Source organism: Zafaria cholistanensis, assembly GCF_008580665.1.
Taxonomy (GTDB): domain Bacteria; phylum Actinomycetota; class Actinomycetes; order Actinomycetales; family Micrococcaceae; genus Zafaria; species Zafaria cholistanensis.
Genome location: NZ_BKDJ01000004.1, coordinates 117,258 through 142,880, shown reverse-complemented (window position 1 = coordinate 142,880; position 25,623 = coordinate 117,258). Strand labels below are relative to the sequence as shown.

Here is a 25,623-nt window from a genome sequence, read left to right as displayed (position 1 = left end):
ATGACCGAGATCATCAAGCTGTCCGCCGTCGAACTGGCCCAGAAGCTGCGTGCCGGCGAGGTCACCTCCGTTCAGGCCGTGCAGGCCCACCTGGACCGCATCGCCGCCGTCGATGGCGGGGAGCGCGGAGTGCACGCGTTCCTGCACGTGAACGCGGAGGAGGCCCTGGCCGTGGCGGCCGAGGTGGACGCCATCCGCGCCGCCGGCGGCGCCGGGGCCGAGGCCCTCCACCCCCTGGCCGGCGTCCCGATCGCCATCAAGGACCTGATCGTCACGGTGGGCCAGCCCACCACGGCCGGCTCCAAGATGCTCGAGGGCTGGATGAGCCCCTACGACGCCACGGTCATCTCCAAGATCCGTGCGGCCAAGCTGCCGATGCTGGGCAAGACGAACCTGGATGAGTTCGCCATGGGCTCCTCCACCGAGCATTCCGCCTACGGCCCCACCCGCAACCCGTGGGACCTGGACCGGATCCCGGGCGGCTCCGGCGGCGGGTCCGCCGCGGCCGTGGCGGCCTTCGAGGCCCCGCTGGCGCTGGGCACCGACACCGGCGGCTCCATCCGCCAGCCCGGCGCCGTCACCGGCACCGTCGGGGTGAAGCCGACCTACGGCGGGGTGTCCCGCTACGGCGCCATCGCCATGGCGTCCTCGCTGGACCAGATCGGCCCGGTCTCGCGTACCGTGCTCGACTCCGCCTACCTGCACGAGCTGATCGGCGGGCACGACCCGCGCGATTCCACCTCGCTCAACGAGCCCGTCCCGTCCCTGGTCGACGCCGCCCGGCAGGGCCTGTCCGGGGACCTGACCGGGGTGCGCGTGGGCGTCATCGCCGAACTGCAGGGCGACGGCTACGAGGCCGGGGTCCAGGCGCGCTTCAACGAATCGCTCGAGGTGCTGCGTGCCGCGGGGGCGGAGATCGTCGAGGTCCACTGCCCCAACTTCAAGTACGCCCTGGGCGCGTACTACCTGATCATGCCCTCGGAGGTCTCCTCCAACCTGGCCAAGTTCGACGGGGTCCGCTACGGCAAGCGCGTCATCCCCGCCGACGGCCCGGTGACCATCGAACGCGTGATGGGCGCAACCCGCGCCGCCGGCTTCGGCGACGAGGTCAAGCGCCGCATCATCCTGGGCACCTACGCCCTCTCCGCCGGCTACTACGACGCCTACTACGGCTCGGCGCAGAAGGTGCGCACCCTGGTCCAGCGCGACTTCGACGCCGCGTTCGAGAAGGCCGACGTGCTGGTGTCCCCCACCGCCCCGACCGTGGCGTTCGGGCTGGGCTCCAAGACCGGCGACCCGCTGGCGATGTACCTCAACGACGTCGCGACGATCCCGGCCAACCTGGCCGGCGTGCCGGGCATCTCCGTCCCGGGCGGCCTCTCCGAGGGCCTGCCCGTGGGCATCCAGTTCCTGGCCCCCGCCCGCGAGGATGCCCGCCTGTACCGGGTCGGCGCCGCGCTGGAGTCCCTGCTGGAGAAGGGCTGGGGCGGACCGCTGATCTCCCAGGCCCCGGACCTGGCTTCCGCCGAGAAGGAAGGTGTTGCCTAGCATGGCCGCAACCACCGAAAGCCTCGTCGACTTCGACGAGGCGCTGGAGAAGTACGACCCGGTCCTCGGCTTTGAGGTCCACGTCGAGCTGAACACCAAGACCAAGATGTTCTCCGACGCCCCGAACGTGTTCGGCGACGAGCCGAACACCAACGTCACCCCGGTCTGCCTGGGCCTGCCGGGGGTGCTGCCGGTGGTCAACAAGACCGCCGTGGAGTACTCGATCCTCATTGGCCTGGCGCTGAACTGCAAGATCGCCGAGACGTGCGGCTTTGCCCGGAAGAACTACTTCTACCCGGACACCCCGAAGAACTTCCAGACCTCCCAGTACGAGGACCCGATCGCCTACGACGGCTACCTGGACGTCGAACTGGAAGACGGCGAGGTCTTCCGCGTGGAGATCGAGCGGGCCCACATGGAGGAGGACGCCGGCAAGCTCACCCACATGGGCGGGTCCACCGGCCGCATCCAGGGTGCGGACTTCTCCCTGGTCGACTACAACCGCGCCGGCGTTCCGCTGGTGGAGATCGTTACCAAGCCGATCGTCGGCGCCGGCAAGCGCGCCCCCGAACTGGCCAAGGCCTACGTCGCCGCCGTCCGCGAGATCGTCAAGAACCTGGGCGTCTCCGACGCGAAGATGGAACGCGGCAACGTCCGCTGCGACGCCAACGTCTCGCTGATGCCCAAGGGCGCCGACAAGTTCGGGACCCGTTCGGAAACCAAGAACGTGAACTCGCTGCGCGCCGTCGAGCATGCCGTGCGCTTCGAGATCGAGCGCCACGCGGGGGTCTTGGAGGCCGGGCAGAAGGTGGTCCAGGAGACCCGCCACTGGCACGAGGACACCCGCACCACCACCGCCGGACGCCCGAAGTCGGACGCGGACGACTACCGCTACTTCCCGGAGCCGGACCTGGTCCCGGTGGTCACCACCGCCGAATGGATCGAGGAACTGCGCGCCCGCCTGCCCGAGCCGCCGGCCGAGCGCCGCAAGCGGCTCAAGGCCGAGTGGGGCTACTCCGACGCCGAGTTCCGCGACGTGGTCAACGCCGGCCTGCTGGACGCGATCGGGGAGACCATTGCCGCCGGCGCCTCCGCCGCGGTGGCCCGCAAGTGGTGGATGGGGGAGATCTCCCGCCTGGCCAAGAACGCGGACACCGATCCTGAGGGCCTGGGCGTCACCCCGGCGACCATCGTCGAGCTCAACGGCCTGATCGAGGCCAAGAAGATCAACGACAAGATCGCCCGCCAGGTGCTCGAGTTTGTGCTCGCCGGCGAAGGCACCCCGGCCGAGATCGTCCAGAAGCGCGGCCTGGCCGTCGTCAACGACGACTCTGCCCTGGGTGCCGCCATCGAGGACGCCATGGCCACGATGCCGGACGTGGTTGCCAAGATCAAGGACGGCAAGCTGCAGGCCATCGGCGCGCTCATCGGCCCGGTCATGAAGGCCACCCGCGGCCAGGCCGACGCCGGCCGCGTCCGCGAACTGGTCCTGGAAAAGCTGGGCATCGAGGGCTAGCGCCCTGCCCCTGCGGTACGGCGGCGGGAAGGGGCCGTGGGCATCCATGATCCCTTCCCGCCGCCGTTGCGTTTTTCGCCCGCGGCGGGTCGTGCGGCCCGCCGTTGCCGCAGGAGACCCGGAATGGTGGGATGGGGCCATGAAGATCCATCTCACCAGCGTTCTCGTCGATGACCAGGCCAAGGCGTTGGCGTTCTACACCGAAAAGCTGGGCTTCGTGAAGAAGCGGGACGTGCCCATGGGCACCGACCGCTGGCTCACCGTCGTTTCGCCCGAGGCTCCGGACGGGGTCGAGCTGCTGCTCGAGCCCTCCGGGCATCCGGCGGCGGGCCCGTTCAAGGAGGCGCTGGTGGCCGACGGCATCCCCTTCACTTCCTTCGGCGTGGAGGACGTCCAGGCTGAATACGAGCGGCTGCTTGCCCTTGGCGTCGTCTTCACCCAGCCGCCGGCCCGGACGGGTCCGGTGACGACGGCGGTGCTGGATGACACCTGCGGAAACCTCATCCAGATCGCCACGATGGCCGATTAGCGGCAGGGGGAAGGGGGTTGTGTCCGGCTGGCGGATCCGGGCCGGCCTGGCACTACGCTGGTGGCCGTGAACCGGCAGCCCAGTGACCAGCGCCCCGCCGCCGACGTGGTGATCGACGCCGAGCTGGTCCGGGGCCTGCTCCGGGCGCAGCACCCGGACCTGGCCGCGCTGCCGCTGCGGCCGGGCGGTACGGGATGGGACAACGTGGTCTACCGGCTCGGCGGCGGTTTGGCCCTGCGGTTGCCGCGCCGCGCGGCGGCCGTGGCGCTGCTGGAGAACGAGCTGCGCTGGCTGCCGGCCCTGGCGCCGCGGCTGCCCGTGGCCGTTCCGGCGCCGCTGCGCCGCGGCGCCCCGACGGCCGGATATCCCTACCCCTGGGCGGTGGTTCCCTGGTTCGAGGGCACCAGCGCCGCCCTGTTTCCGGCACGGGTGCGGGACGGCTATGCCGGAACCTTGGCCGGGTTCCTGCGCAGCCTGCACCTGCCGGCCCCGGCGGACGCCCCGCGGAACCCGGTGCGCGGGGTCCCGCTGGCCGCGCGCGGGGACGCGTTCCGCACCAGGCTGGCGGGGTGGGACTCCTTCCGGGACCGCCACGCTCCGCAGGCTCCCGACGCCTCCGTCCTGATGGCGGTGTGGACCCGGGCCCTCGAAGCGCCGGCACACGCCGGGAAGCCGGTGTGGCTGCACGGGGACCTGCACCCCCACAACCTGGTCGCCGGCGTCTCCGGGAACCTGGTGGCCGTTGGCGACTTCGGGGACCTCGCCTCGGGGGACCCCGCAACCGACCTGGCTGCCGGGTGGCTGCATTTCACCGCCTCCGGGCACGGGCGGTTCCGCGCCGGCCTGGCCTCCCCGCCGGGGCCGGGGGAAAAGGCCGCATGGGAACGGGCCAGGGGCTGGGCCGTGTCGATGGCCCTGGTGATGGCAATGCACCAGCCCGCGGAACCGCTCCACGCCGTGGGGCTGCACGCCTTGAGCCGGCTGGCCGGCGAGGCCGGCTAGCCGGCCCCGGACCCAACCCAGACCCAGGCCGTTCCGGCGCGGGCCGGCCCGGTGTGGCGGGTGTTCCCGGGCGGGTCCGGCTGTCCTGCCGCCTGCCCGTTGTCGACGGGCCCCCGCAGTGGTGGGATGGGGTGATGAAAGCGCTCTACAAGGCGGGATGGGATGCCGGGCTGGAACTGGTGGACCTCCCCGAGCCGGAAACCGGCGCCCATGAGGTCAAGATCCGCGTGATGACCACCGGCATCTGCGGCACCGACCTGCACCTGCTCGATGGCGATGCCGCTGCCCACGCGATGGCGGCCGTCCCGCTGGTGCCCGGGCACGAGTTCTACGGGGAGGTCGTCGAGACCGGATACCTGGTGCGCAGCGTCCAGGTGGGGGAGCGGGTTTCCGGCGAGGGGCACGTGGTGTGCGGCATGTGCCGCAACTGCCGCGCCGGGCGCCGCCAGATGTGCATCAACAGTGTCTCCGTGGGGGTGCAGCGCGACGGCGCCTTCGCCGAGTACGTGGTCATTCCCGAAGCCAACGTGTGGGTGCACCGGGACGCGGCCGTCACCCCGGAGCTGGGGGCCATCTTCGATCCCTTCGGCAACGCCGTGCACACGGCGCTGTCCTTCCCGCTGGTGGGCGAGGACGTGCTGATCACCGGCGCGGGCCCCATCGGCCTGATGGCCGTCGCCGTCGCCCGCCATGCCGGAGCCCGGAGGATCGTGGCCACCGACGTCTCCCCCCAGCGCCTGGAACTGGCCCGGGGGATGGGAGCGGACCTGGCGGTGGACGTGTCCTCCCGCCGGATCGCCGACGCCCAACGGGACCTGGGGATGATGGAGGGCTTCGACGTCGGGATGGAGATGTCCGGGCACCCGGGAGCCCTGGAGGAAATGGTCGAGAACATGAACCATGGCGGCCGGATCGCGCTGCTGGGGTTGCCCGCCGGCCCGCTGGAAATCGACTGGCACAAAGTGGTCACGCACATGCTGACGCTCAAGGGCATCTACGGCCGGGAAATGTTCGAGACCTGGTACGCGATGAGCGCCATGCTGCAGTCCAACCCGCGGCTGCGCCAGGCCATCGCCTCAGTGGTCACCGACCGGTTTCCCGCCACCGACTGGGAGGCCGCGTTCGCCGCCGCCCGTTCCGCCCACGGCGGCAAGGTGGTCATGGACTGGACCGTTTTCTAGGAGGAGGACCATGTACACGCTCAAAGACCAGCTGGCCGCCGAACTCGATGCACTGCGGGCGGCCGGGCTCTTCAAGGAGGAACGCCACATCGACTCCCCGCAGGCCGCGCACATCGCCGCCGGGCCGCTGGGCGGCCAGGCCCGGGAGGTGCTCAACTTCTGCGCCAACAACTACCTCGGCCTGGCCGATGATCCCCGGCTGGTGGCCGCCGCCAAGCAGGCCCTGGACGAGCGCGGCTTCGGCATGGCCTCGGTGCGCTTCATCTGCGGCACCCAGGACCGCCACCTGGAGCTGGAGCGCAGGCTCTCCGCTTTCCTGGGCACGGAGGACACCATCCTGTTCTCCAGCTGCTTCGACGCCAACGGCGGCGTGTTCGAGGCCCTGTTCGGGGAGGAGGACGCGATCTTCTCCGACGCGCTCAACCACGCCTCCATCATCGACGGTATCCGGCTGTCCAAGGCCGCCCGCCACCGCTACGCCAACCGCGACCTCGCGGACCTGGAAGCCCAGCTGGTAGCCGCGCAGGCGATGAACGGCGGCGCCGGCCCGCGCCGGTGCGTGATCGTCACCGACGGCGTGTTTTCCATGGACGGCTACCTTGCCCCGCTGGCGGGGATCTGCGACCTCGCCGAACGCCACGGCGCCCTGGTCATGGTGGACGACTCCCACGCGGTGGGATTCATGGGCCCCACGGGGGCCGGCACCCCAGAACACGCCGGAGTCGCCCATCGCGTGGACCTCTACACCGGTACCTTTGGCAAGGCGCTGGGCGGAGCCTCCGGCGGCTACGTCTCCGGCCGCGCCGAGCTCGTGGCGGTGCTGCGCCAGCGGGCCCGCCCGTACCTGTTCTCCAACTCGCTGGCCCCGGCGATCGTGTCCGCGACGCTGGCCGCGCTGGACCTGGTCGCCCGATCGGGGGAGCTGCGCGCGAAGCTCTTCGCTAACGCCGCGCATTTCCGCCGGCGCATGCTGGAGGAGGGATTCGAGCTGCTCGAGGGCGAGCACGCGATCGTCCCGGTGATGTTCGGGGACGCGGCGGTCGCCGGGCAGGTGGCCGCCCGGATGCTGGATCAGGGGGTTTATGTCACCGCCTTCAGCTACCCGGTGGTGCCGCAGGGCAGCGCGCGCATCCGCGTCCAGCTCTCTGCCGCGCACACCCCCGAGGACGTCGAGGCCTGCGTGGCCGCCTTCGTGGCCTCCCGCTAGCGCGCCGGCCTCCTCCCCACCCAAGTCCCCTGCTTCGCCCAAGCCACCCGCTTTACCCAAACCACCGCTTCACCCATGCCCATGCCCATGCCCATGCTCAGGCCTGCGCCCTGGACCCGGGCCGGTTCGGCGCCGGGCGGGTGGGAACGTGGCGGCCAGGTACCCGGCTACCGCGATTCGGCGAACGCGCCGGCCACCACGCCCAGGCCCAGGGCCGCGAGGATGCCGGAGGAGATACGTTCCAGCCACCCGTTGACGGCGGGGCGCTTCAGCCAGGCCATCGCCTTCGAGGCCAAGGTCACCAGAACCACAAAATAGGCCAAAGCCACCCCGCCGACGACCGCCCCCAGACCCAGTGAGGCCAGCAGGGTGTTGGCACCGGCCGGGATGAACTGGGGCATCAGCGCCAGGAAGAACAGGCCCACCTTCGGGTTCAGGCTGCAGGAGATTGTCCCGGCGGCGAAGGCGGAACCCAGGCCGGATGCGGCAGCCTTTACCTCCGGGTTGCCGGACGCGTCTCCCGGGCCGGACGCGGTACCCTGGCTGGCCGCGGCGGCCCGGCGTGCCTTCAGGAAGGTGCCCACCCCCAGGTAGAGCAGGTACAGGCCGCCGGCGACCTTCAGCCAGTGGTAGACCTCCGCCGACTGCTGGAGCAGGGCCGCCACGCCCACGCCCACCAGCGCGGACCACAGCACCGTCCCCAGGATGCAGCCGAGCGCCGCCAGGTAGCCGGCGCGGGCGCTGGAGAGCGAATGGCGCAGGACCAGGAACGTGTCGGGGCCGGGGGTAAGCGCAAGGACAACGGACAGGCCGGTGAAGGCCAACAGTGAAGCGGGTGCCATGGAACCGATTATCGCTTGCCGGTGCCGGTGCCGGTGGGAGCGGTGGCGGTGGCGGTGCCGGTGGCGAGGGCGGCGGTGGCGACGCCTTCGGACCCGGGGGCGTGGTGCTCGCGCCGGCGGCGCTCGAGGCCCTGCTGCAGGCGCTCCAGGAGTTCGACGGCGGTGCGCAACTCCTCCTCGGAGGCCTCCACCGACTCGCGCACCACCGTCGCGCGGGCCGCGCCAAAGGCGGCCATGTTGCGCAGGGTGGCGGGGGTGGGGTGCAGTTCAACGCAGCGGGCGTCGCCTCCGCCGGAGCGGCGCTCAATCAGGCCCTTGGACTCGAGGGAACGCAGCGTGGTGCTGACGTTGCTGCGCTGCATGTGGGCGCGGCCGGAAAGTTCGCCCGGGGTAATGCCGGGCGCGTGGGCCACGTGGCGCACCAGCAGCACCTCAGACGGGGTGAGCGGGACGGCTTGGGCGGCGTCCTCGATCTGCGGACGGATCTCGCGGGCGGTGTCCAGGATGAGGCGGGCCAGCGCCGAGGCGAGCTCATCAATCCCGGTGGGGGCAGCTTCCATAGCCTCCAGTGTAAGTCATGCTGGATTCATAGTTATTTACACATAAATTATTTCGGGCTAGTCTCGTTCCATGCCTTCCGCCGCGCCCCCCGCCCTGTCCGCCCGGTCCGGCGGCCTTCCGCTGCGCCTGCTCCTGGTCCTGGCCCTGTGCTCCATGGTGGGGCCGGCGGCCACGGACCTCTACCTTCCCGCATTCCCGGAGATGGCCCGGGACTTGGGCGTGGAAGCGCCGGGGGTGCAACTGACGCTCACCGCGTTCCTGTTGGGGATGGGGGCCGGGCAACTGTTCTTCGGTGCCGTTTCCGACAAGTACGGGCGGTTCCGGCCCCTGCTGGCCGGCCTGTCCGTGTTCTTCCTGGCCTCCGTCCTGGCCGCCCTGGCCCCCACGCTGGAGATACTGGTGGCGGCCCGGCTGTTGCAGGGCCTGAGCGCCGCCTCCGGCATCGTCATATCCCGCGCCATCGTGGCCGACCGCGTGTCCGGGGCCGCCGCGATTCGTGTCTTCAGCCTCCTGATGACCATGGTGGGGGTGGCGCCGGCCGTGGCGCCGCTGGCGGGAAGCTTCATTTCCGCCGCCGCGGGGTGGCGCGGGGTCCTGTGGGTGCTGGCCGGCTTCTCCGCGGTGATGGTCCTGGGCATGCTGCTGGTGGTCCGCGAGAGCCATCCGGTGGCGAACCGCCGCCGGGGCGCGCTGCTGGGCGGGCTGGGCGAGGTGGCGAAGCGCCCCCGCTTCCTGGGCTACGTGGCGTTGGGCGGGGCGAACTTCGGCGTCCTGATTGGCGTCATTTCCGCGTCTCCCTTCGTCTACCAGTCCATGATGGGCTTCAGCGCGCAGGTGTACGGCCTGTTCTTCGGGCTGAACGCCTTGGGCATGATGGCCAGCGGCATCATTTCCTCCCGGCTGGCGGGGCGGGTACCCGCCCGCCGCACGCTCGGCGTGGCCGTGGCGGTAACGCTCGCGGTGTCCCTTTCCACTCTGGTCTTTGTCCTGTCCGGGCTGCCGGCGGTCGTGCTGGCTCCGTGCCTGTTCCTGCTGGTGTCCGCGCTGGGCTTCGTTATGGGTAACAACACGGGCCTGGCCCTTGCCGAGGTGCGCCACGTGTCCGGTTCCGGCTCCGCCTTGCTGGGCGGGGCCCAGTTCGGTATGGGGGCCTTGGCCAGTGTGCTGGTGGGCCTGGGGGGCGAACTGACCGCCCTGCCGCTGGCGGTCGTGCTGACCGCCAGTTCCTTCGTCGCGCTCTGCGCCTTCGCGGCCACCGCGCAGCGTAATGTTCCAGTGCAGCGTAATGTTCCAGCGCAGCGCAAGGCCGCAGCCCCGGGCTCCCTGCCCGCCCCGGCCGCCGACGCCCCGGCCGCCGACGCCCCGGCCGCCGACGCCCCGGCCGCTGACCCCTCCCGCTGACCGGCGCCGCAGAGGCCCACAGGGTCCGGCCACCCGGCTCCCGGGTGCCTGGTCCGCGGGAAAAACGCGTGTCCCCGTTCCAGAACGGGTGCCGCTCCACGGTGCCGTACCGCGGAGCGTTGCGTATCCTTGGCCCACGCGGCCCGACGGGGGGAGCCCGGGCAGCCACGCCGCACGGAGCACGGCGGGACGCGTTCGCCGACCCTGAGGAGCGCCCCGTGAAATCCCTGAAAACCGCCCTGACGGCCCTGGCCGCGCTGGCCGTGGTCCTGGCCCCGGCTGCGGTGCCCGCGGCGTCCCCCCTCCCCGCCGCGGCCCCGGCTGCGGTGCCGGCTGCCCTCCAGGAACCCGGAGCCGTGCATTTCACCGCCGCGGGAGACTACTCCTCCAGCACGGCGGCGCGGTCCGTGTTCAGCCAGATCGGGGCCATCTCCCCGGATTTGCACCTGGCCCTCGGGGACCTCTCCTACGGGGCCACGGGGCAGGAACAGGCCTGGTGCGACGCCGTCACCGGCGCGGTCGGGGCGGGCTTCCCCTTCGAACTCCTCGCCGGGAACCACGAAAGCAACGGCCAGAACGGCAACATCAACGACTTCTCCGCCTGCCTGCCCAACCAACTGCCCGGCCTCGTCGGCACCTACGGGCGCCAGTGGTACGTCGACGTGCCCCAGGAGGACCCGCTGGTGCGGTTCGTCATGATCTCGCCCAACCTTCCCTTCACGGACGGCACCTGGAGCTACAACGCCGGCACCGCGCGTTACAACTGGACGGCGGCGGCCATCGATGGGGCCCGCAGCGCGGCCATTCCGTGGGTCGTGGTCGGCATGCACTACCCCTGCCTGTCGATGGGCGTGTACGCGTGCTCCCCGGGGGCGGACATCACCAACCTGATGCTCAACCGCAAGGTGGACCTGGTGCTCTCCGGGCACGAACACGCCTACCAGCGCACGCGCCAGCTCGCCACGGGCAGGCCCGGCTGCGCCACCCTGGTTCCCGGCACATACAACGCGGCCTGCGTGGCGGACCCGGACAACGCGATGGCCAAGGGGGCGGGCACCGTCTTCGCCACCGTGGGGACCGGGGGTGTCGCGCTGCGCGACGTGAACAGGGCCGACTCCGAGGCGGGCTACTTCGCCGCCGCGTCCGGGCTGAACAGCAACCCGACCTTCGGCGCCCTGAGCCTCACGCTGCGGCAGGGCAGCCTCACTGCCGCCTTCCGCCGCGCCTCCGGGGGCACGTTCACCGACGACTTCTCCATCACGGCCGGAACGACGCCGGCGAACTCGCCGCCGACGGCCTCCTTCACGTCCTCCTGCACCGGCGCGGGCTGTTCCTTCGACGCCACCGCGTCCTCGGACGCCGACGGCACGGTGGCACAGTACGCCTGGGACTTCGGCGACGGATCCACGGGCAGCGGGGCGCTGGTGCAGCACACCTTCGCCGCGTCCGGCACGTACCCCGTGCGGCTCACCGTCACGGACAGCGGCGGCGCCACCGGCACGCTGCTGCGCTCGGTCACGGTGACGGCGGGAACCGCGCCGCTGGCCCGCGACACGTTCGGGCGGACCGTGGCCAGCGGTTTCGGCGCCGCGGAGACCGGCGGGAACTGGACCGTGTCCAGCACGGCGAATACCTCGGTCTCCAGCGGAGTGGGGCGGCTGCGGCTGCCCTCGGCGGGGAACTCGGCCAGCGCGCTGCTCAATGCGGTCTCTTCCACCAGTACCGACCTGCGGCTGGCCCTGGGCACGGACAAGCCGGCCACCGGCAGCGGCCTGTACCTCTCCGCGGTCGCGCGCAGTGTCCCCGGCGCCGGGCAGTACCGGGCCAAGGCCGTCCTGGGGGCCAACGGGCAGGTCAGGCTCCAGACCGTGCGCACCACGGCCGCGGGCGCTGAGACAGCCCTCCAGACGGCCGTGACGGTACCGGGGGTGTCCTACGCGGTGGGGGACCGGCTGGAGGTGCGCGTGCAGGCCACCGGAACCAGTCCCACGACCGTGCGGGCCAAGGTCTGGGAGCGGGGAACGCCGGAACCTGCCGGGTGGCAGGTGTCCGCCACGGACGCGACCGCGGGCCTGCAGGCCGCCGGCGGCGTCGGCCTCCTGGCCTATCTGTCCTCCAGCTCCACCAACGCGCCGGTGGTGGTGACCGTCGACGACGTGGAGGCGGTCCGGGCAAACTGAGGGCGCCGGGGCGCAGCCGCCGCCCCCGTTAGCGCAGGTCCGTATCCAGGGCCGCGTTGGCCGCCGCCAGCATTTCGCCGGAGTGGGCCAGCAGGCGCACCGCCTCGATCTCGGGGGACAGGTGGCGGTCGGTGCCCGGACCTTCCACGACGGTGCGGATGAGGGTGCGCACGGCGGCGATGGCGGGGGAGGACCGGCAGGTGGCAATCCCGCCGTCGCGCATGTCCAGGGCCCGGGCCGCGGTAAGCAGTTCGATGGCGAGCACCCGCTCCAGCCCGTCCACGGCCCGGCGCAGCTTCAGGCCGGCGGCCCAGCCCATCGAGACGTGGTCCTCCTGCATGGCCGAGGACGGGATCGAATCGACCGAGGCCGGAACGGCCAGGCGCTTCATCTCGGACACGATGCCCGCGGCCGTGTACTGGGCGATCATGTGCCCGGAGTCCACTCCGGGGTCGTGCGCCAGGAACGCGTTCAGCCCGTGGCTGCGCGCCGGATCCAGGAAGCGGTCGGTGCGCCGTTCGGAGATCGAAGCCATATCGGCGGCGGCGATGGCGAGGAAGTCCAGCACGTACCCCACGGGGGCGCCGTGGAAGTTGCCGTTGGACTCGACCCGGCCGTCGGCGGTGACCACCGGGTTGTCGATCGCCGAGGCGAGCTCGTACGCGGCCACGGACTCGGCGTGGTCCAGGGTCGCGCGGGCGGCGCCATGCACCTGCGGGGCGCAGCGCAGCGAGTAGGCATCCTGGACCCGGGTGAAGGCGTGGGAACCCTCCTTCTGTTCCGCGGCCAGGGCGGACCCGGCGAGCACGGCGCGCAGGTTCGCGGCGGAGGCCAGCTGCCCGGGGTGGGGGCGCAGGGCGTGCAGGTCCGCGGCGAAGACGTCTCCGGTGCCCAGCAGCCCCTCCACGCTCATGGCTGCGGCAAGGTCGGCTGTCGCGAACAGCCGGCGCAGGTCCGCGGCCGCCAGCAGCAGCATTCCCAGCATTCCGTCGGTGCCGTTGACCAGGGCCAGCCCCTCCTTCTCGGCCAGCACCACCGGCTCAAGGCCGGCATCGGCCAGGGCCTTGGCCGCATCGACCACGTCGCCGTCGGCCCCGCGCACCCGGCCCTCGCCCATCACGGCCAGCGCGCAATGGGACAGCGGGGCCAGGTCCCCGGAGCAGCCCAGGGAGCCGTACTCGCCCACCACCGGAGTGATGCCCGCGTTGAGCAGCCCGGCGTAGGCCTGGGCCACCAGCGGGCGGACGCCGGTGCGGCCGGTGGCCATGGTGTGGAGGCGGTTGAGCATCAGCCCGCGCACCACCTCGCGGTCCACCTCGGTTCCCGAGGATGCCGCATGCGAACGGATCAGCGAGCGCTGCAGCTGGGTGCGCAGGTCGATGGGAATCTGCCTGGTCGCCAGCGCGCCGAATCCGGTGGAGACCCCGTAGTGCGGGCGCTCGTCGGTCACCAGCGCATCGATAACGGTGCGCGAACCCTCCATGGCCGCCAGCGCCTCGGGGGCCAGTTCGACGGCGGCACCATGCCGGGCGACGGCCACCACGTCCGCGGGGGAAAGGGGGGTGGGGGTGATGGAGACGGTCTGCTGCATGCGGGCTCATCCTGTTCGGGGCAAGGTACCGGCCCTTGCCGGGTACTGGAATCTAAGTTTCAATAAGTGAAACGCAAATGCCGGCCGGTGGCAATATTCACCGACCGGTTCCCCACCCAGGAGGATCCATGGTCGAAGCCTCGACGCGCACGGTCGAGCGGGCGCTGCAGCTGCTCGGCACCGTGTGCGACGCCGGCCAAATCAGCCTCGCCGACGCCTCGCGCGGAACCGGGCTCTCGGCCTCGACCGCGCTGCGCCTGCTGCGGACCCTCGAAGCCAGCGGCTTCGTGCGCCGGGACGACGACGGCGGTTACCGTCCCGGCATGCGGCTGGTCCAGCTCGGCGCCCAGGCGCTCAGCCACGAGTCGCTCGTCTCGCTCGCCCAGGAGCCCCTCTTCCGGCTGGTCGCCGGCACCGGCGAATCGGCCTACCTCAACGTTCCCGCCGCGGGCGACCACGACCACGGGATCTACATCGCCGTGCAGGAGGGGACCCAGTCGGTGCGCCACACCTCCTGGGTGGGCCGGTCCATCCCGCTGGAGGGCACGGCCGCCGGGGCCGTCCTGCGCGGACAGACGCCGGAGGCGGGCTATGTGGTCGTGGACCGGGGCGTGGAACGGGACGTCACGGCCATTGCCGCACCGGTCGTGGCGGGGACCGGCGGCGCGGCCCGCGTGGTCGCCGCCCTCTCCGTGGTGGCCCCCTCCTACCGCACCGGCCCGGAGGAAGTGGCCCGCATCGGCAGGCTGGTCGCCGCCGAGGCCCGGTCCCTGCTCCGGGGCCCGGCCGGAACCGAACCCCCCATCCACCCCCAACCGCCCCATCCCACCCTGCCACCACATCCCACTCTGCCGCCACATCCCACTCTGCCGCCCCGCCCCGACCCGCCACTCCACACCGACCGGGAGGACCAGAAATGAGCACCGGATTTACCCAGCACGACCCCACCCGCACCATCCGCGCCCCGCGCGGCACCGCGCTGACCGCCAAGAGCTGGCAAACCGAGGCTCCGCTGCGCATGCTCATGAACAACCTGGACCCCGAGGTCGCGGAGCGGCCCGAGGACCTGGTGGTCTACGGGGGCACCGGCCGCGCGGCCCGCTCCTGGGAGGCGTTCGATGCGATCGTGCGGACCCTGGCGGACCTGGAGGAGGATGAGACGCTGCTGGTCCAGTCCGGCAAGCCCGTCGGCGTCTTCCGCACCAACAAGTGGGCCCCCCGGGTGCTGATCGCCAACTCCAACCTGGTCGGCGACTGGGCCAGCTGGCCCCAGTTCCGCAAGCTGGAGGCCGAGGGCCTGACGATGTACGGGCAGATGACCGCCGGCTCCTGGATCTACATTGGCACCCAAGGCATCCTGCAGGGCACCTTCGAGACCTTCGCCGCCGTCGCCAACAAGCGCTTCGGGGGGTCCCTGGCCGGGACGCTGACCCTCACCGGCGGCTGCGGGGGCATGGGCGGGGCCCAGCCGCTGGCCGTGACCCTCAACGGCGGGGCGGTGCTGATCGTCGACGTCTCCGAGGAGCGCCTGCGCCGGCGCCTGGGCAAGCGCTACCTCGACGACGTCGAGACCGACCTGGACGCCGCCCTGGCCAAGGTCCTGGCCGCCAAGGCGGAAAAGCGCCCGCTCTCCGTGGGGTACGTCGGCAACGCCGCCGCCGTGTTCCCCGAGATCCTGCGCCGGCACCGGGCCGGCGAACTGGCCGTGGACGTCGTCACCGACCAGACCTCCGCCCACGACCCGCTGTCCTACCTGCCGGTCGAGTACACCGTGGAGCAGTGGGCGGCCGAGGCCGAGGCGGACCCGGCCGGCTTCACCAAGCTGGCGCAGGCCTCCATGGCCCGCCATGTGGAGGCGATGGTCGGTTTCCAGGACGCCGGCGCGGAGGTCTTCGACTACGGCAACTCCATCCGCGACGAGGCACGCAAGGGCGGCTACGGGCGCGCCTTCGACTTCCCGGGCTTCGTCCCGGCCTACATCCGCCCGCTGTTCTGCGAGGGGATGGGCCCGTTCCGCTGGGTTGCTCTCTCCGGGGACCCGGAGGACATCCGCGTCACCGACCAGGCGCTCAAGGAACTCTTCCCAGACAACACCCACCTGCACCGCTGGATCGACGCCGCCGCCACCCACGTCGAGTTCGAGGGCCTGCCCGCCCGCATCTGCTGGCTCGGCTACGGCGAGCGCCACAGGGCCGGCCTGCTGTTCAACGAGCTGGTCCGCACCGGCAGGGTCAAGGCCCCGATCGTGATCGGCCGCGACCACCTGGATTCGGGCTCCGTCGCCTCCCCTTACCGCGAGACCGAGGCCATGGCCGACGGTTCCGATGCGATTGCGGACTGGCCGCTGCTGAACGCGCTCACCGCCGCCTCATCCGGCGCCACCTGGGTCTCCATCCACCACGGCGGCGGCGTTGGCATCGGCCGCTCCATCCACGCCGGCCAGGTCTCCGTGGCCGACGGCACCGACCTGGCCGCAGCGAAGCTGGAGGTCCTGCTGACCAACGACCCCGGCATGGGCATCATCCGCCACGCCGACGCCGGTTACGGCCGCGCCGCCGAGGTCGCCCGCGAGCGCGGGGTGCGCATCCCGATGGCGGAGCACTAGGGTATGGGCACCGTAACGCAGCTGCTGGCCGCCATCGCCGACACCGGCCGCGACCGTCGCCGGGGCGGTTACAGCCGAGCCGCATACACCAGCGCGGACCGGGAGCTGCGCGAGTGGTTCACCGCCGAGGCCGCCGCGCGCGGCCTGGCCGTGGAAACGGACGCCAACGGCATCCTGTGGGCGTGGTGGGACCTGTACGACGGAGGGACCCGCCGGCCGGAGTCCTCCCGCCGCGGCGCGCTGGTCACCGGCTCGCACCTGGACTCGGTCCCCGGGGGCGGAGCGTTCGACGGGCCGCTGGGGGTAGCCTCCGCACTGGCCGCCGTCGACCGGCTCCGGGCCCGTGAGGTCTCCGGGGCGCTGGTGCGCAACCGGGCCCTGGCCGTGGCCGTGTTCCCTGAGGAGGAGGGCAGCCGTTTCGGCGTGGCCTGCCTGGGCTCGCGCCTGCTCGCCGGGGCCATCGACCCGGCCCGGGCGCTGAACCTGCGCGACGCCGACGGGAACACCTTCGCCGACGTTTCCCGCGCCCACGGCCTGGACCCGGACCGGATGGGACTGGACGAAACCGCGCTGGGACGCGTTGGGGACTTCGTGGAACTGCACGTGGAACAGGGCCGCGCCCTGGGCTCCCCGGAATTCGCCGGCCACGGGGAACACCCCGGGCCCGCCGTCGCCGTCGGCTCCTCGGTGCTCGGCCACGGCCGCTGGCGGCTGACCGTGACCGGGCAGGGCAACCACGCCGGCACCACCCTGATGGAGGACCGCGCCGATCCGATGGTCGCCGCAGCGCAGATCGTGCTGGCGGTGCGCAAGCTCGCCGCCGCCGTTCCGGGGGCGCGGGCAACGGTCGGGCGGCTGGAACCGGTCCCCGGCGGCACCAACGTCATCGCCTCCCGGGTGGACCTCTGGCTGGACGTCCGCCACCCGGAGGACGCGACCGTCGCGGACCTCGTCGAGCGCCTCCACGGCCAGGCCCAGAAGATCGCCGCCTTCGAGGGCTGCGCGGCCCGATTGCTCGAGGAATCCTCCAGCGGAACCGTGCACTTCGATGCCGCCCTGGCCCGTTCGCTGGAGCACTCGGTCCGGCGCACCGTTCCCGGCGCGCCGGCGCTGGCCACCGGGGCCGGGCACGACGCCGGCGTGCTGGCCTCCGTGGTGCCCACCGGCATGCTCTTCGTGCGCAACCCCACCGGCATCAGCCATTCGCCGGAGGAGCACGTCGAGGACGGGGACGCCGAGGCCGGGGTGGACGCGCTGGCGGACGCGCTCGAGGACCTGCTGTGAGCGCGGCGGGCCTGCTCCGTGTCCCGGGCCCGGTCAACGCCCATTCGCACGCCTTCCACCGGATCCTGCGCGGGCGCACCCACGGGGGCGCGGCCGGCGGCGACGGATCCTTCCGGGCAGATTCGTTCTGGACCTGGCGGGACCAGATGTACGCGGCCGCCGGGCGGCTGGACCCCGAGGGCTATGAACGGCTCGCCACCGCCGTGTTCGCCGAGATGGCGGTCGCCGGGTGGACCGCGGTGGGGGAGTTCCACTACCTGCACCACGGCCCCGGCGGGATCCCCTACGGAACCGGTTCCGCCGGAGGAGCTACCCGAACCGGAGGGGCTTCCCGACCCGGCGGGCACTGGCCCGAGCACGCCATGGAGCGCGCCCTGGCCCGTGCGGCCAGGGCGGCCGGGATCCGGCTGGTCCTGCTGGACACCTGCTACCTGCGCGGCGGGCTGGACACCGCCGGCGCCCCCCTGCCGCTGAGCCCCACCCAGGCCCGCTTCTGCGACGGCGACGCCGCCGGCTGGCTGGCCCGGCTCGCCTCGCTGCGCGCCGCGCTCGAGGAGGAAAACGGGGCGGAGGAAAACGGCGGGGGGGAGGGCGGCGGGGGACTGGTGAGCCTGGGTGCCGCCATCCACTCGGTGCGCGCGGTGGGCGAGGAGGACCTGGCCGCCATTGCCTCCGGGCTCGACCGTGTCCTCGGCGCGGACGCCCCCCTGCACGTGCACCTGTCCGAACAGCCCGCCGAGAACACGGCCTGCCTGGCCGCCACCGGAACCACCCCCGCCGGCCTGCTGGCCCGCCACGGGCTGCTCTCCCCGCGGCTGTCCGTGGTCCACGCCACCCACCTCACCGGGGAAGACATCGCCGCGCTGGGCGCGGCGCGGGCGACCGTCGTCATGTGCCCCAGCACCGAGGCGGACCTGGCCGACGGGATCGGCCCGGCCCGCGAGCTGGCCGACGCCGGTGCCACCATCGCCCTGGGCAGCGACCAGCACGCCGTCGTCGACCCCTACCTGGAGATGCGCGCGCTCGAGCACGGCGAACGCCTGCGCAGCGGGATCCGCGGCCGCTTTGCCCCGGCCGAGCTGGCCGCCGCCGTCCGGGAGGGGGGCCTGCGCAGCCTGGGCCTGCTCCGCGCGGACGGGACCGCCCCCAACGGCGACCATCTGCTGGTGCGCACCGGCAGCGTCCGCACCGCGGGTGCCCGGCCCGGCCAGCTGCCGCTTACCGCCACCGCGGCGGACGTGGCCGCCGTCGTCGTCAACGGCGTTACGGTCGCCCGCGACGGCCTCCACACCCGGCTCGGCGACCCGGCCGAGCTGTATGCCGCCTTCCTCGCCGAGTATCCGGAGTACGCATGAACAGCACCCTGGTCACCAACATTGCCGAACTGCACACCGTCGACGCCGAGGCCCGCGTGCTGCGCGGTGCGGCGCTGGTGATGGAGGGGGAGCGGATCGCCTGGATCGGAGACGCCGCGGCGGCTCCGGCCGCGGACACGGTGCACGACGCCGGCGGCCGTGCCGCACTGCCGGGCTGGGTGGACTCCCACACGCACCTGGTCTTCGCGGGGGACCGCACCGCCGAATTCGAGGCCCGCATGGCGGGCCAGGCGTATGCGGCCGGAGGGATCGCGACCACCGTCGCCGCGACCCGGCAGGCCGGGGACTACGAGTTGACCCGGCTGCTGCTGGGCCGGGCCGCCGAGGCCGCCCGCGGCGGCACCACCTACCTGGAAACCAAGACCGGCTACGGGCTGGACGTGGAGGAGGAGGCCCGGCACGCCCGGATTGCCTCCACCGTCGCCGACGAGGTCACCTACCTGGGCGCGCACCTGGTCCCCGCAGGCGCGGACCCGGAGGAGTACACGGACCTGGTCTGCGGGGAGATGCTGGAGCGGGTCCGCCCGTACGTGCGCTGGGCCGACGTCTTCTGCGAGCGCGGGGCGTTCACCGCAGAGCAGGCCCGGCGCGTGCTCCGGGCCTGCGGCGAGGCGGGACTGGGCCTGCGCGTGCACGGCAACCAGCTGGGTCCGGGCGCCGGCGTGCAGCTGGCGGTGGAGTTCGGTGCGGCCAGCGTGGACCACGTGAACCACCTCCAGGACGCGGACGTGGAAGCGCTCGCCGGGACGTGGGGCAGCTGGGACGCCACCGTGCGCACCGGGAACCCGGGCACCGTGGCGACCTGCCTGCCGGCCTGCGACCTCTCCACCCGCCAGCCGCTGGCCCCGGCGCGCCTGCTGCTGGATGCGGGCGTGGAGGTCGCGCTGGCCTCCAACTGCAACCCCGGCACCAGCTACACCTCCTCGATGGCCTTTTGCGTCACTACCGCGGTGCTGCAGATGGGACTGTCCGTGGCCGAGGCGGTGCGCGCGGCCACGTTCGGCGGGGCGCTGGCGCTGCGCCGGCACGCCGGCCTGGACGCCGACGGCCGGCGCGCGGTGGGCAGCCTCGCCGTCGGGCACCGCGCCGACGTGCAACTGCTCAACGCTCCCAGTCCCACGCACCTGGCCTACCGGCCGGGCATGCCGCTGACCGGCGCCGTATGGCGCAAGGGCGTGGCGGTGGCCCGATAGGAGGTGTTCCCGTGTCGGTGCCAGGCTCGAATGACAGGACCCCGATAACGCCCGGCCAATTTTCCTGGCTGAGGCGGCCGGGTCCACGGGCTGCCAGGATCTGGCCGAACAGGCCGATGCCGGTGGGAGGCGCTGGCCGCCCGCTTCACGGAAGGTGCCGGCGTCGAGCTGGAGTATCAGGCGGACACCGAGGGCGGACAGAGCGGCGCGCCGGTTTTCGCGTGGTTCAGCGGATCCCTCCATGTCGTGGGCACCCACTCCGGCGGCGAGAACAACTTCGGGGAACCTCGCCAGAACGTCGCTGCCGGCGGCAGCGCACTGGCGAACCTGCTGCACTGGGCACGCAACACTCGGCCGCAGCCCCAGGTGGAGCATCTGCTGCCGGTATGCGGGCTGGGGCTGGAGTTCTCGCACCGGCAATCCGGGTGCAGGCAGGCAAAGGGGTTCTCTCTCTTGACGGTCTCCAACTCCCACCGGGCCAGCCTCGGAGGGCGTGGACCTTGCCTCCTCATGCGCCTGCTTCAGCTGGGTCCTGAGCACACCCAGAACCTTTTCCTGATCTTCTGTCACGCCGTTGTTCTCCGGCTGCATCAGGCACCTTCCTCGGATCAGTTCCCGGTGCGGGGAGGTCACCGACGGCGCCAGGGCGCGGGCTGGATCCGGGAAAGAGATTCTGCTGGACTGGGCACATGGCCACCCCACTGCCCGAACTGCTGGTTCCCGATGCTGCCGCCTGGCGCGCCTGGCTTGAGGAACACCATGCCGGCAGCCCCGGTGTGTGGTTGGTTCTGCACAAGAAGGGCGGCACCGCCACCACCCTGGCCTACGAGGACGCGGTGCTGGAGGCGTTGTGCTTCGGGTGGATCGATGGGCAGCTGTCCGGCAGGGACGGGGGCACCTACCGACTGCGCTTCACGCCCCGCACCCGGTCCGGCAGGTGGTCCGCAAAGAACGTGGAGCGGGTGGAAAGGCTGTCGGCGGAGGGGCTGATGCGTCCCGAAGGCGTGGCGGCGGTCGAGGCTGCGAAGGCTGACGGCCGCTGGGAGGCGGCCTACGCCGGGTCCTCGGCGGCCGAACCGCCGCCGGAATTCCTTGACGCACTGGATGCCGTCCCGTCGGCACGAGAGGCCTATGGGCGGTTAAACGCGGCCAACCGGTATGCGATCTACTACCGGCTGCACGCCGTCAAAAAGGCTCAGACCCGGGAACGGAAGATCGGCGAGTTCGTGCGCATGCTGGCTGCCGGGCAGGCACCCTACGCGCAGGCCGGGTTCGAGGTTGCCCGCAGCGACCGGCCGTAGGGCCGCGCCGGCGGCCTTCGTCTGGGCCGGCAGGGTCTGGGTGCCGCCGGCAATCCGCCGGTTCGGCAGCGTCAAATGGCGGGGATCGGGGCCGCGGTGCAATTCGCGCCGGCCTGCGCGTGGTAGACAGGAGACATGGCTAATACCGCATTCCGGGGTACCCCCGTCCAGACCATTGGCGACCTGCCCGCGCAGGGCGCCGCAGCCCCCGACTTCACGCTGACCGGTGCAGACCTGTCCGACGTGGCCAGCGCCGAGCTTTCCGGGCGCCGGGTGGTGCTCAATATCTTCCCGAGCATCGACACCGGCGTCTGCGCCGCCAGCGTGCGCAAGTTCAACGAACTGGCCGCCGGCCTGGAGGATGCAACCGTCGTGTGCGTCTCCGCCGACCTGCCGTTCGCGCTGGGCCGCTTCTGCGGCGCCGAGGGCATCGAGAACGTCGTCGCCGCCTCCACCTTCCGCTCCAGCTTCGGCGAGGACTATGGCGTAAAGATGGCCGACGGTCCGCTCGCCGGGCTGAACGCCCGCTCCGTGGTGGTGGTCGACACCGACGGCACCGTCCTGCACTCCGAACTGGTTCCGGAGATCGGCCAGGAACCGGACTACAACGCCGCGCTCGCCGCACTGAACTAGCCCCGGCCTCCCGGGCCCGACGCCGTCCGGATTCCGCGCCGTCCGGGTTTCCGTGCCTTGGCCCCGCCATGTCACGGAACCCGGACGGCGTTTTCCGTCCCAAGCGGCGTTTTCCGGGCCGGGCCACCCGGAAAGCCGCCGCCCGGGCGTGGTGGAAAGCGCGCTGGAAAGGGGGTCCTTCCCGGTCACCCGGACCGTTTGGCTAGGATCGGGCGCATGAGCAGTGCAGATCCCGGCGCGCACCCCAGTGCAGGTCCCGGCGCGGATCCCGGCGCGGATCCCGGCGCGAATTTCCCGGACGCCCGCGCGCCGGGGCCGGGCTCACCGGCGCGGACGGTGCCGTCCGTCCCCCCGTCCCGAAGGTTCCTGTGGGCCGAGGTCGGGTTGGTGCTGGGGCTGTCCCTGGGCCAGTCCGCGGCGTATTCGGTGGTGAGCCTGCTGGACAAGGCCACGCGCGCGCCGCTGGCCGGGCAGACGACCACCCTGAACAACAGCCTCAATCCCCGCGAGTACTTCGACCTCGCGTACCAGCTGCTGGACATCTTCTTCGCCCTGGTGCCGGTTGTGCTGGTGTTCTTCCTGCTCCGGCAGGTCCCCGGCGGGAATCCGTTCCGCCGGCTCGGGCTGGACGCCCGCCGCCCGTGGCGCGACGCCGGGCTGGGCGTTGGGTTGTTCGCGGCGATGGGCGCGGGAACGCTGGGGGTGTACGCGGCCGGGCGGGCGCTGGGCGTCACCACGGCGATCGTCCCGGCGGCGCTGGACCCGTACTGGTGGACGGTGCCGGTCCTGCTGCTCTCGGCGGTGCGCCACGGGATCCTCGAGGAGGTGATCGTGGTCGGGTACCTGTTCGAACGGCTGCCCCGCCTGGGCTGGGGAACCTGGCAGGTGCTGGTCGCCAGCGCCGTCCTGCGCGGCAGCTACCACCTTTACCAGGGGGTCGGCCCGTTCCTGGGCAACTTCGCGATGGGCCTGGTGTTCGGATGGGTGTACCTGAAGACCCGGCGGGTAATGCCGCTGGTGATCGCGCACGCCCTGCTGGATGCGGCGGGGTTCGTGGGCTTCGCCCTCTTTGGCCCGGCCATTGGCCTGGGCACCTGAACTCCCGGTACGGGGGCTTCCGGCGCAGGGGTACCGGCCCTGCGCCGGAACCGGGGGACGCGGGAGGCGGGGGACCAGCGCCGTGCAAGGGCGCCCCCAAGACGACGACGGCGGCACCCGGGTGGGTGCCGCCGTCGTGCTGCCGGAAGATGCTGTGGTGCAGGCCAGGTGCTGTGATGCAGGTGGTGATGGTGTGCAGGCGGCGCTGTTGCGGTGCCTGTGTGTGGGGGAGTGGCCGCCGGCCTAAAGCTCGACCTCGCCCTTGGGAGTCGTGAAGGTGACGCAGAGGATGCCCGGGTTCCCGTTGGGGGACTGCCACACGACCTCCACGTCGCCCACCGGGGACTGCTCGGGCTGGCCCAGCCAGTCGCGGACACGGTCCCGGGACCCGGCGATGGTGATCTTGGAGATCCGGCCCTTCGGGTCCAGCGCCTTGGACGGGTGCAGGTCCTCGGTGCCCTCGTCCCAGCGCAGCATGTAGGGGACCTGCGGGTCGGCGATCAGGCCGTTGATGCCGATCTGCTGCCAGGTCAATTCACGACCGTCGGGGAACTTCCGGTTGCCCGGCACGGACTGGCGGCCCAGCCGCTCCTCGAACGGGGCAAGGTCGTCCACCGCAACGCACCACCCCATCCAGCCCCCGCCCAGTTCAGAGCGGGCCCGCACGGCCTGCCCGAAGGGCGCTTTGTCCGAGGCCGGGTGGTTGAGCACCTCCACGACCTCCAGGTATTGGCCGTTCTGCAATGGAAAAATGACGTTTCGAGTGCCGAAGCGCGGATGGACTCCGCCCTTGACGTACTCGAGCCCCAAGGTCTCGCCGATGCGGGCGGCTGTGGCAGCCAACCCGTCGGGACCGCACGCGTAAGAAACATGGTCCAGCCTCATCATGGGCCCATCATGGCACTTTGTGATTCACGTCTCGACTTAGGTATTCCTAACGTGCGCCCGGACCCCAGACGGGGTAGTGGGGCCCGGCGGAGGGTTGACACAAGCGGACACATAGTTGCGGGACCGGCGGGGCTTCGCAAGACTTGGAACCAAGGTCATGAGTGCCAGCGCTAAACCCCGGTTTGCTGGCCGGCAACCCTCCACTCGCGGTGGGGTGCCCCGGGTGAAGACCAGGCCCCGTGCCAGCAGGACACGGGACAAGCGCGGGTCACATCCCGGCGGAGGCACGGCCCGTGCTTCCGCGCAGCCGGGGAGGACCCCCAGTCAGAGGGGAAGAAACATGTCGAGCAACACTTGGTCTTTCGAAACCCGCCAGATCCACGCCGGGCAGGTTCCCGACGGAGCCACCGGGGCGCGGGCCCTGCCGATCTACCAGACCACCTCCTTCGTGTTCCCCAGCGCGGAAAGCGCTGCCGCCCGCTTCGCGCTGCAGGAACTGGCGCCGATCTACACCCGCATCGGCAACCCCACCCAGGAGGCCGTGGAGAACCGCATCGCCGACCTCGAAGGCGGCGTGGGGGCGCTGCTGCTGGCCTCCGGCCAGGCGGCCACCACCTTCGCGATCCTGAACGTGGCCGAGGCCGGCGACCACATCGTCGCCAGCCCCAGCCTGTACGGCGGGACCCAGAACCTGTTCAAGCACACCCTCCGCAAGCTGGGCATCGAGGCCACTTTCGTGGCCGACCCCGACGACCTGGGGCAGTGGCGCGCGGCCGTGCGTCCGAACACCAAGGCATTCTTTGGCGAGGTCGTTTCCAATCCGCGCCAGGACGTGCTGGACATCGAGGGTGTCAGCGCCGCCGCCCATGAGGCCGGCGTTCCGCTGATCGTGGACAACACCCTGGCCACCCCGTACCTGATCCGGCCCATCGAATGGGGCGCGGACGTCGTGGTGCACTCGGCCACCAAGTACCTCGGCGGCCACGGCACGGCGATCGCGGGAGTCATCGTGGACTCCGGACGGTTCGACTACGGGCGGGACCCGCAGCGTTTCCCGGGCTTCAACACCCCGGACGAATCCTACAACGGCCTGGTCTTCGCCCGCGACCTGGGAGTGGACGGAATCCTCGGGGCCAACCTCGCCTACATCCTCAAGGCCCGCGTGCAGCTGCTGCGCGACCTCGGCTCCTCCGTGGCGCCGCTGAACGCGTTCCTGATCGGCCAGGGCCTGGAAACCCTGAGCCTGCGGGTGGAGCGCCATGTCGCCAACGCCCTGAAGGTCGCCGAATGGCTCGAGGCCCACCCGCAGGTGAGGTCGGTGGCCTATGCAGGCCTGCCCTCCAGCCCATGGTTCGAGCGCGGCCGCAAGTACGGCCCGCGCGGCACCGGCGCCATCGTGGCCTTTGAACTCGACGGCGGAGCCGCCGCCGGGCAGGCGTTCGTGGATGCCCTGGAACTGCACTCGCACGTGGCGAACGTCGGCGACGTGCGGTCCCTGGTGATCCACCCATGGTCCACCACCCACGCGCAGCTCACCGACGCCGAGCGGGCAGCGGCCGGGGTCAGCCCGGGCCTGGTCCGGCTGGCGGTGGGCATCGAACACATTGACGACATCATTGCGGATCTTGAAGGCGGCTTCCGGCAGGCCGCCAAGGAACCGGGATCCGCCCTCCAGGCGGTGAAGTGA

21 protein-coding genes and 1 riboswitch are annotated in these 25,623 nt (G+C 71.9%); of the genes, 17 read left to right on the top strand and 4 right to left on the bottom strand.

Translation table 11 applies throughout. The features are described from left to right. The 6 genes from gatA (at position 1) to NCCP_RS05615 (ending at position 6,983) form a co-directional block, all read left to right on the top strand. A complete protein-coding gene (gatA, locus tag NCCP_RS05640; protein ID WP_149956261.1) occupies positions 1-1,548 on the top strand; it encodes an Asp-tRNA(Asn)/Glu-tRNA(Gln) amidotransferase subunit GatA in 1,548 nt (515 codons plus the stop codon). Position 1,549: 1 nt separating this feature from the next. Beyond that, positions 1,550-3,064, top strand: a complete 1,515-nt coding sequence (gatB, locus tag NCCP_RS05635) for an Asp-tRNA(Asn)/Glu-tRNA(Gln) amidotransferase subunit GatB (RefSeq protein WP_149956260.1) — start codon at positions 1,550-1,552, stop codon at positions 3,062-3,064. 139 nt (positions 3,065-3,203) lie between these two features. Next, positions 3,204-3,593, top strand: coding sequence for a VOC family protein (locus NCCP_RS05630; RefSeq protein ID WP_149956259.1), 390 nt, complete (start codon positions 3,204-3,206; stop codon positions 3,591-3,593). Between the two features lie 66 nt (positions 3,594-3,659). After that, positions 3,660-4,595 carry an aminoglycoside phosphotransferase family protein gene (locus NCCP_RS05625; RefSeq protein WP_216364663.1) on the top strand — a complete coding sequence of 312 codons (936 nt, stop codon included), beginning with the start codon at positions 3,660-3,662 and terminating at the stop codon, positions 4,593-4,595. 134 nt (positions 4,596-4,729) lie between these two features. Then, the gene (gene tdh, locus NCCP_RS05620) at positions 4,730-5,776 is read left to right on the top strand and encodes an L-threonine 3-dehydrogenase (RefSeq protein WP_149956258.1); all 1,047 of its coding nucleotides are present in this window, start codon (positions 4,730-4,732) and stop codon (positions 5,774-5,776) included. Positions 5,777-5,786: 10 nt separating this feature from the next. After that, complete coding sequence (locus tag NCCP_RS05615) at positions 5,787-6,983, top strand: glycine C-acetyltransferase (RefSeq protein WP_149956257.1); 1,197 nt, start codon at positions 5,787-5,789, stop codon at positions 6,981-6,983. A 167-nt stretch (positions 6,984-7,150) separates the two neighbouring features. On the opposite strand, the gene NCCP_RS05610 is transcribed toward NCCP_RS05615, so the two are convergent. Both NCCP_RS05610 and NCCP_RS05605 read right to left on the bottom strand, forming a co-directional pair. Beyond that, positions 7,151-7,825: a LysE family translocator gene (locus NCCP_RS05610; protein ID WP_149956256.1), complete on the bottom strand. Its 675-nt coding sequence runs from the start codon at positions 7,823-7,825 to the stop codon at positions 7,151-7,153. Positions 7,826-7,833: 8 nt separating this feature from the next. Beyond that, positions 7,834-8,385: a MarR family winged helix-turn-helix transcriptional regulator gene (locus NCCP_RS05605; protein ID WP_149956255.1), complete on the bottom strand. Its 552-nt coding sequence runs from the start codon at positions 8,383-8,385 to the stop codon at positions 7,834-7,836. A gap of 70 nt (positions 8,386-8,455) precedes the next feature. Between NCCP_RS05605 and NCCP_RS05600 the strand changes: the two genes are divergently transcribed. Continuing rightward, on the top strand, positions 8,456-9,787 hold the full coding sequence (locus NCCP_RS05600; RefSeq protein ID WP_149956254.1) for a multidrug effflux MFS transporter: 1,332 nt from the start codon (positions 8,456-8,458) through the stop codon (positions 9,785-9,787). 218 nt (positions 9,788-10,005) lie between these two features. After that, positions 10,006-11,967 carry a PKD domain-containing protein gene (locus tag NCCP_RS05595; RefSeq protein ID WP_149956253.1) on the top strand — a complete coding sequence of 654 codons (1,962 nt, stop codon included), beginning with the start codon at positions 10,006-10,008 and terminating at the stop codon, positions 11,965-11,967. A 28-nt stretch (positions 11,968-11,995) separates the two neighbouring features. Here NCCP_RS05595 and hutH read toward each other — a convergent pair whose 3' ends face one another. After that, a complete protein-coding gene (gene hutH, locus NCCP_RS05590; RefSeq protein WP_149956252.1) occupies positions 11,996-13,558 on the bottom strand; it encodes a histidine ammonia-lyase in 1,563 nt (520 codons plus the stop codon). 128 nt (positions 13,559-13,686) lie between these two features. Between hutH and NCCP_RS05585 the strand changes: the two genes are divergently transcribed. The 8 genes from NCCP_RS05585 to NCCP_RS05550 all read left to right on the top strand — a co-directional run bounded on the left by NCCP_RS05585 (position 13,687) and on the right by NCCP_RS05550 (position 23,048). After that, entirely contained in the window at positions 13,687-14,478 is a 792-nt protein-coding gene (locus tag NCCP_RS05585; RefSeq protein WP_149956251.1) for an IclR family transcriptional regulator, read from the top strand. Beyond that, positions 14,475-16,163, top strand: coding sequence for a urocanate hydratase (hutU, locus tag NCCP_RS05580; protein ID WP_149956250.1), 1,689 nt, complete (start codon positions 14,475-14,477; stop codon positions 16,161-16,163). Before NCCP_RS05585 ends, hutU begins: the two co-directional genes overlap by 4 nt. Before the next feature lie 3 nt (positions 16,164-16,166). Then, positions 16,167-17,447: an allantoate amidohydrolase gene (locus NCCP_RS05575; protein ID WP_149956249.1), complete on the top strand. Its 1,281-nt coding sequence runs from the start codon at positions 16,167-16,169 to the stop codon at positions 17,445-17,447. Next, positions 17,444-18,802 carry a formimidoylglutamate deiminase gene (locus tag NCCP_RS05570; RefSeq protein WP_149956248.1) on the top strand — a complete coding sequence of 453 codons (1,359 nt, stop codon included), beginning with the start codon at positions 17,444-17,446 and terminating at the stop codon, positions 18,800-18,802. Before NCCP_RS05575 ends, NCCP_RS05570 begins: the two co-directional genes overlap by 4 nt. After that, a complete protein-coding gene (gene hutI, locus NCCP_RS05565; protein WP_149956247.1) occupies positions 18,799-20,016 on the top strand; it encodes an imidazolonepropionase in 1,218 nt (405 codons plus the stop codon). The genes NCCP_RS05570 and hutI overlap by 4 nt, the downstream gene beginning before the upstream one ends. A gap of 689 nt (positions 20,017-20,705) precedes the next feature. After that, entirely contained in the window at positions 20,706-21,317 is a 612-nt protein-coding gene (locus NCCP_RS05560) for a YdeI/OmpD-associated family protein (RefSeq protein WP_149956246.1), read from the top strand. Between the two features lie 135 nt (positions 21,318-21,452). Continuing rightward, positions 21,453-21,950, top strand: coding sequence for a thiol peroxidase (tpx, locus tag NCCP_RS05555; protein WP_149956245.1), 498 nt, complete (start codon positions 21,453-21,455; stop codon positions 21,948-21,950). A 216-nt stretch (positions 21,951-22,166) separates the two neighbouring features. Beyond that, positions 22,167-23,048, top strand: coding sequence for a CPBP family intramembrane glutamic endopeptidase (locus tag NCCP_RS05550; protein WP_149956244.1), 882 nt, complete (start codon positions 22,167-22,169; stop codon positions 23,046-23,048). A 243-nt stretch (positions 23,049-23,291) separates the two neighbouring features. On the opposite strand, the gene NCCP_RS05545 is transcribed toward NCCP_RS05550, so the two are convergent. Further along, entirely contained in the window at positions 23,292-23,936 is a 645-nt protein-coding gene (locus NCCP_RS05545; protein ID WP_149956243.1) for a VOC family protein, read from the bottom strand. 153 nt (positions 23,937-24,089) lie between these two features. Further along, a riboswitch (SAM riboswitch) is annotated at positions 24,090-24,206 on the top strand. A 70-nt stretch (positions 24,207-24,276) separates the two neighbouring features. On the opposite strand from NCCP_RS05545, the gene NCCP_RS05540 reads away from it, so the two are divergent. Continuing rightward, positions 24,277-25,623 (top strand): bifunctional o-acetylhomoserine/o-acetylserine sulfhydrylase, encoded by a 1,347-nt coding sequence (locus tag NCCP_RS05540; RefSeq protein ID WP_149956242.1) that lies wholly within the window; start codon positions 24,277-24,279, stop codon positions 25,621-25,623.

What these genes read in the sequence shown, in the direction of transcription:
- NCCP_RS05550 (WP_149956244.1), top strand. Translation starts at nt 22,167, where the DNA reads ATGAGCAGTGCAGATCCCGGCGCGCACCCCAGTGCAGGTCCCGGCGCG.
- NCCP_RS05585 (WP_149956251.1), top strand. Translation starts at nt 13,687, where the DNA reads ATGGTCGAAGCCTCGACGCGCACGGTCGAGCGGGCGCTGCAGCTGCTC.
- NCCP_RS05560 (WP_149956246.1), top strand. Translation starts at nt 20,706, where the DNA reads ATGGCCACCCCACTGCCCGAACTGCTGGTTCCCGATGCTGCCGCCTGG.
- NCCP_RS05610 (WP_149956256.1), bottom strand. Translation starts at nt 7,825, where the DNA reads ATGGCACCCGCTTCACTGTTGGCCTTCACCGGCCTGTCCGTTGTCCTT.
- hutI (WP_149956247.1), top strand. Translation starts at nt 18,799, where the DNA reads ATGAACAGCACCCTGGTCACCAACATTGCCGAACTGCACACCGTCGAC.
- NCCP_RS05575 (WP_149956249.1), top strand. Translation starts at nt 16,167, where the DNA reads ATGGGCACCGTAACGCAGCTGCTGGCCGCCATCGCCGACACCGGCCGC.
- gatA (WP_149956261.1), top strand. Translation starts at nt 1, where the DNA reads ATGACCGAGATCATCAAGCTGTCCGCCGTCGAACTGGCCCAGAAGCTG.
- hutH (WP_149956252.1), bottom strand. Translation starts at nt 13,558, where the DNA reads ATGCAGCAGACCGTCTCCATCACCCCCACCCCCCTTTCCCCCGCGGAC.
- gatB (WP_149956260.1), top strand. Translation starts at nt 1,550, where the DNA reads ATGGCCGCAACCACCGAAAGCCTCGTCGACTTCGACGAGGCGCTGGAG.
- NCCP_RS05545 (WP_149956243.1), bottom strand. Translation starts at nt 23,936, where the DNA reads ATGATGAGGCTGGACCATGTTTCTTACGCGTGCGGTCCCGACGGGTTG.
- NCCP_RS05615 (WP_149956257.1), top strand. Translation starts at nt 5,787, where the DNA reads ATGTACACGCTCAAAGACCAGCTGGCCGCCGAACTCGATGCACTGCGG.
- NCCP_RS05540 (WP_149956242.1), top strand. Translation starts at nt 24,277, where the DNA reads ATGTCGAGCAACACTTGGTCTTTCGAAACCCGCCAGATCCACGCCGGG.
- tpx (WP_149956245.1), top strand. Translation starts at nt 21,453, where the DNA reads ATGGCTAATACCGCATTCCGGGGTACCCCCGTCCAGACCATTGGCGAC.
- NCCP_RS05605 (WP_149956255.1), bottom strand. Translation starts at nt 8,385, where the DNA reads ATGGAAGCTGCCCCCACCGGGATTGATGAGCTCGCCTCGGCGCTGGCC.
- hutU (WP_149956250.1), top strand. Translation starts at nt 14,475, where the DNA reads ATGAGCACCGGATTTACCCAGCACGACCCCACCCGCACCATCCGCGCC.
- NCCP_RS05630 (WP_149956259.1), top strand. Translation starts at nt 3,204, where the DNA reads ATGAAGATCCATCTCACCAGCGTTCTCGTCGATGACCAGGCCAAGGCG.
- NCCP_RS05600 (WP_149956254.1), top strand. Translation starts at nt 8,456, where the DNA reads ATGCCTTCCGCCGCGCCCCCCGCCCTGTCCGCCCGGTCCGGCGGCCTT.
- tdh (WP_149956258.1), top strand. Translation starts at nt 4,730, where the DNA reads ATGAAAGCGCTCTACAAGGCGGGATGGGATGCCGGGCTGGAACTGGTG.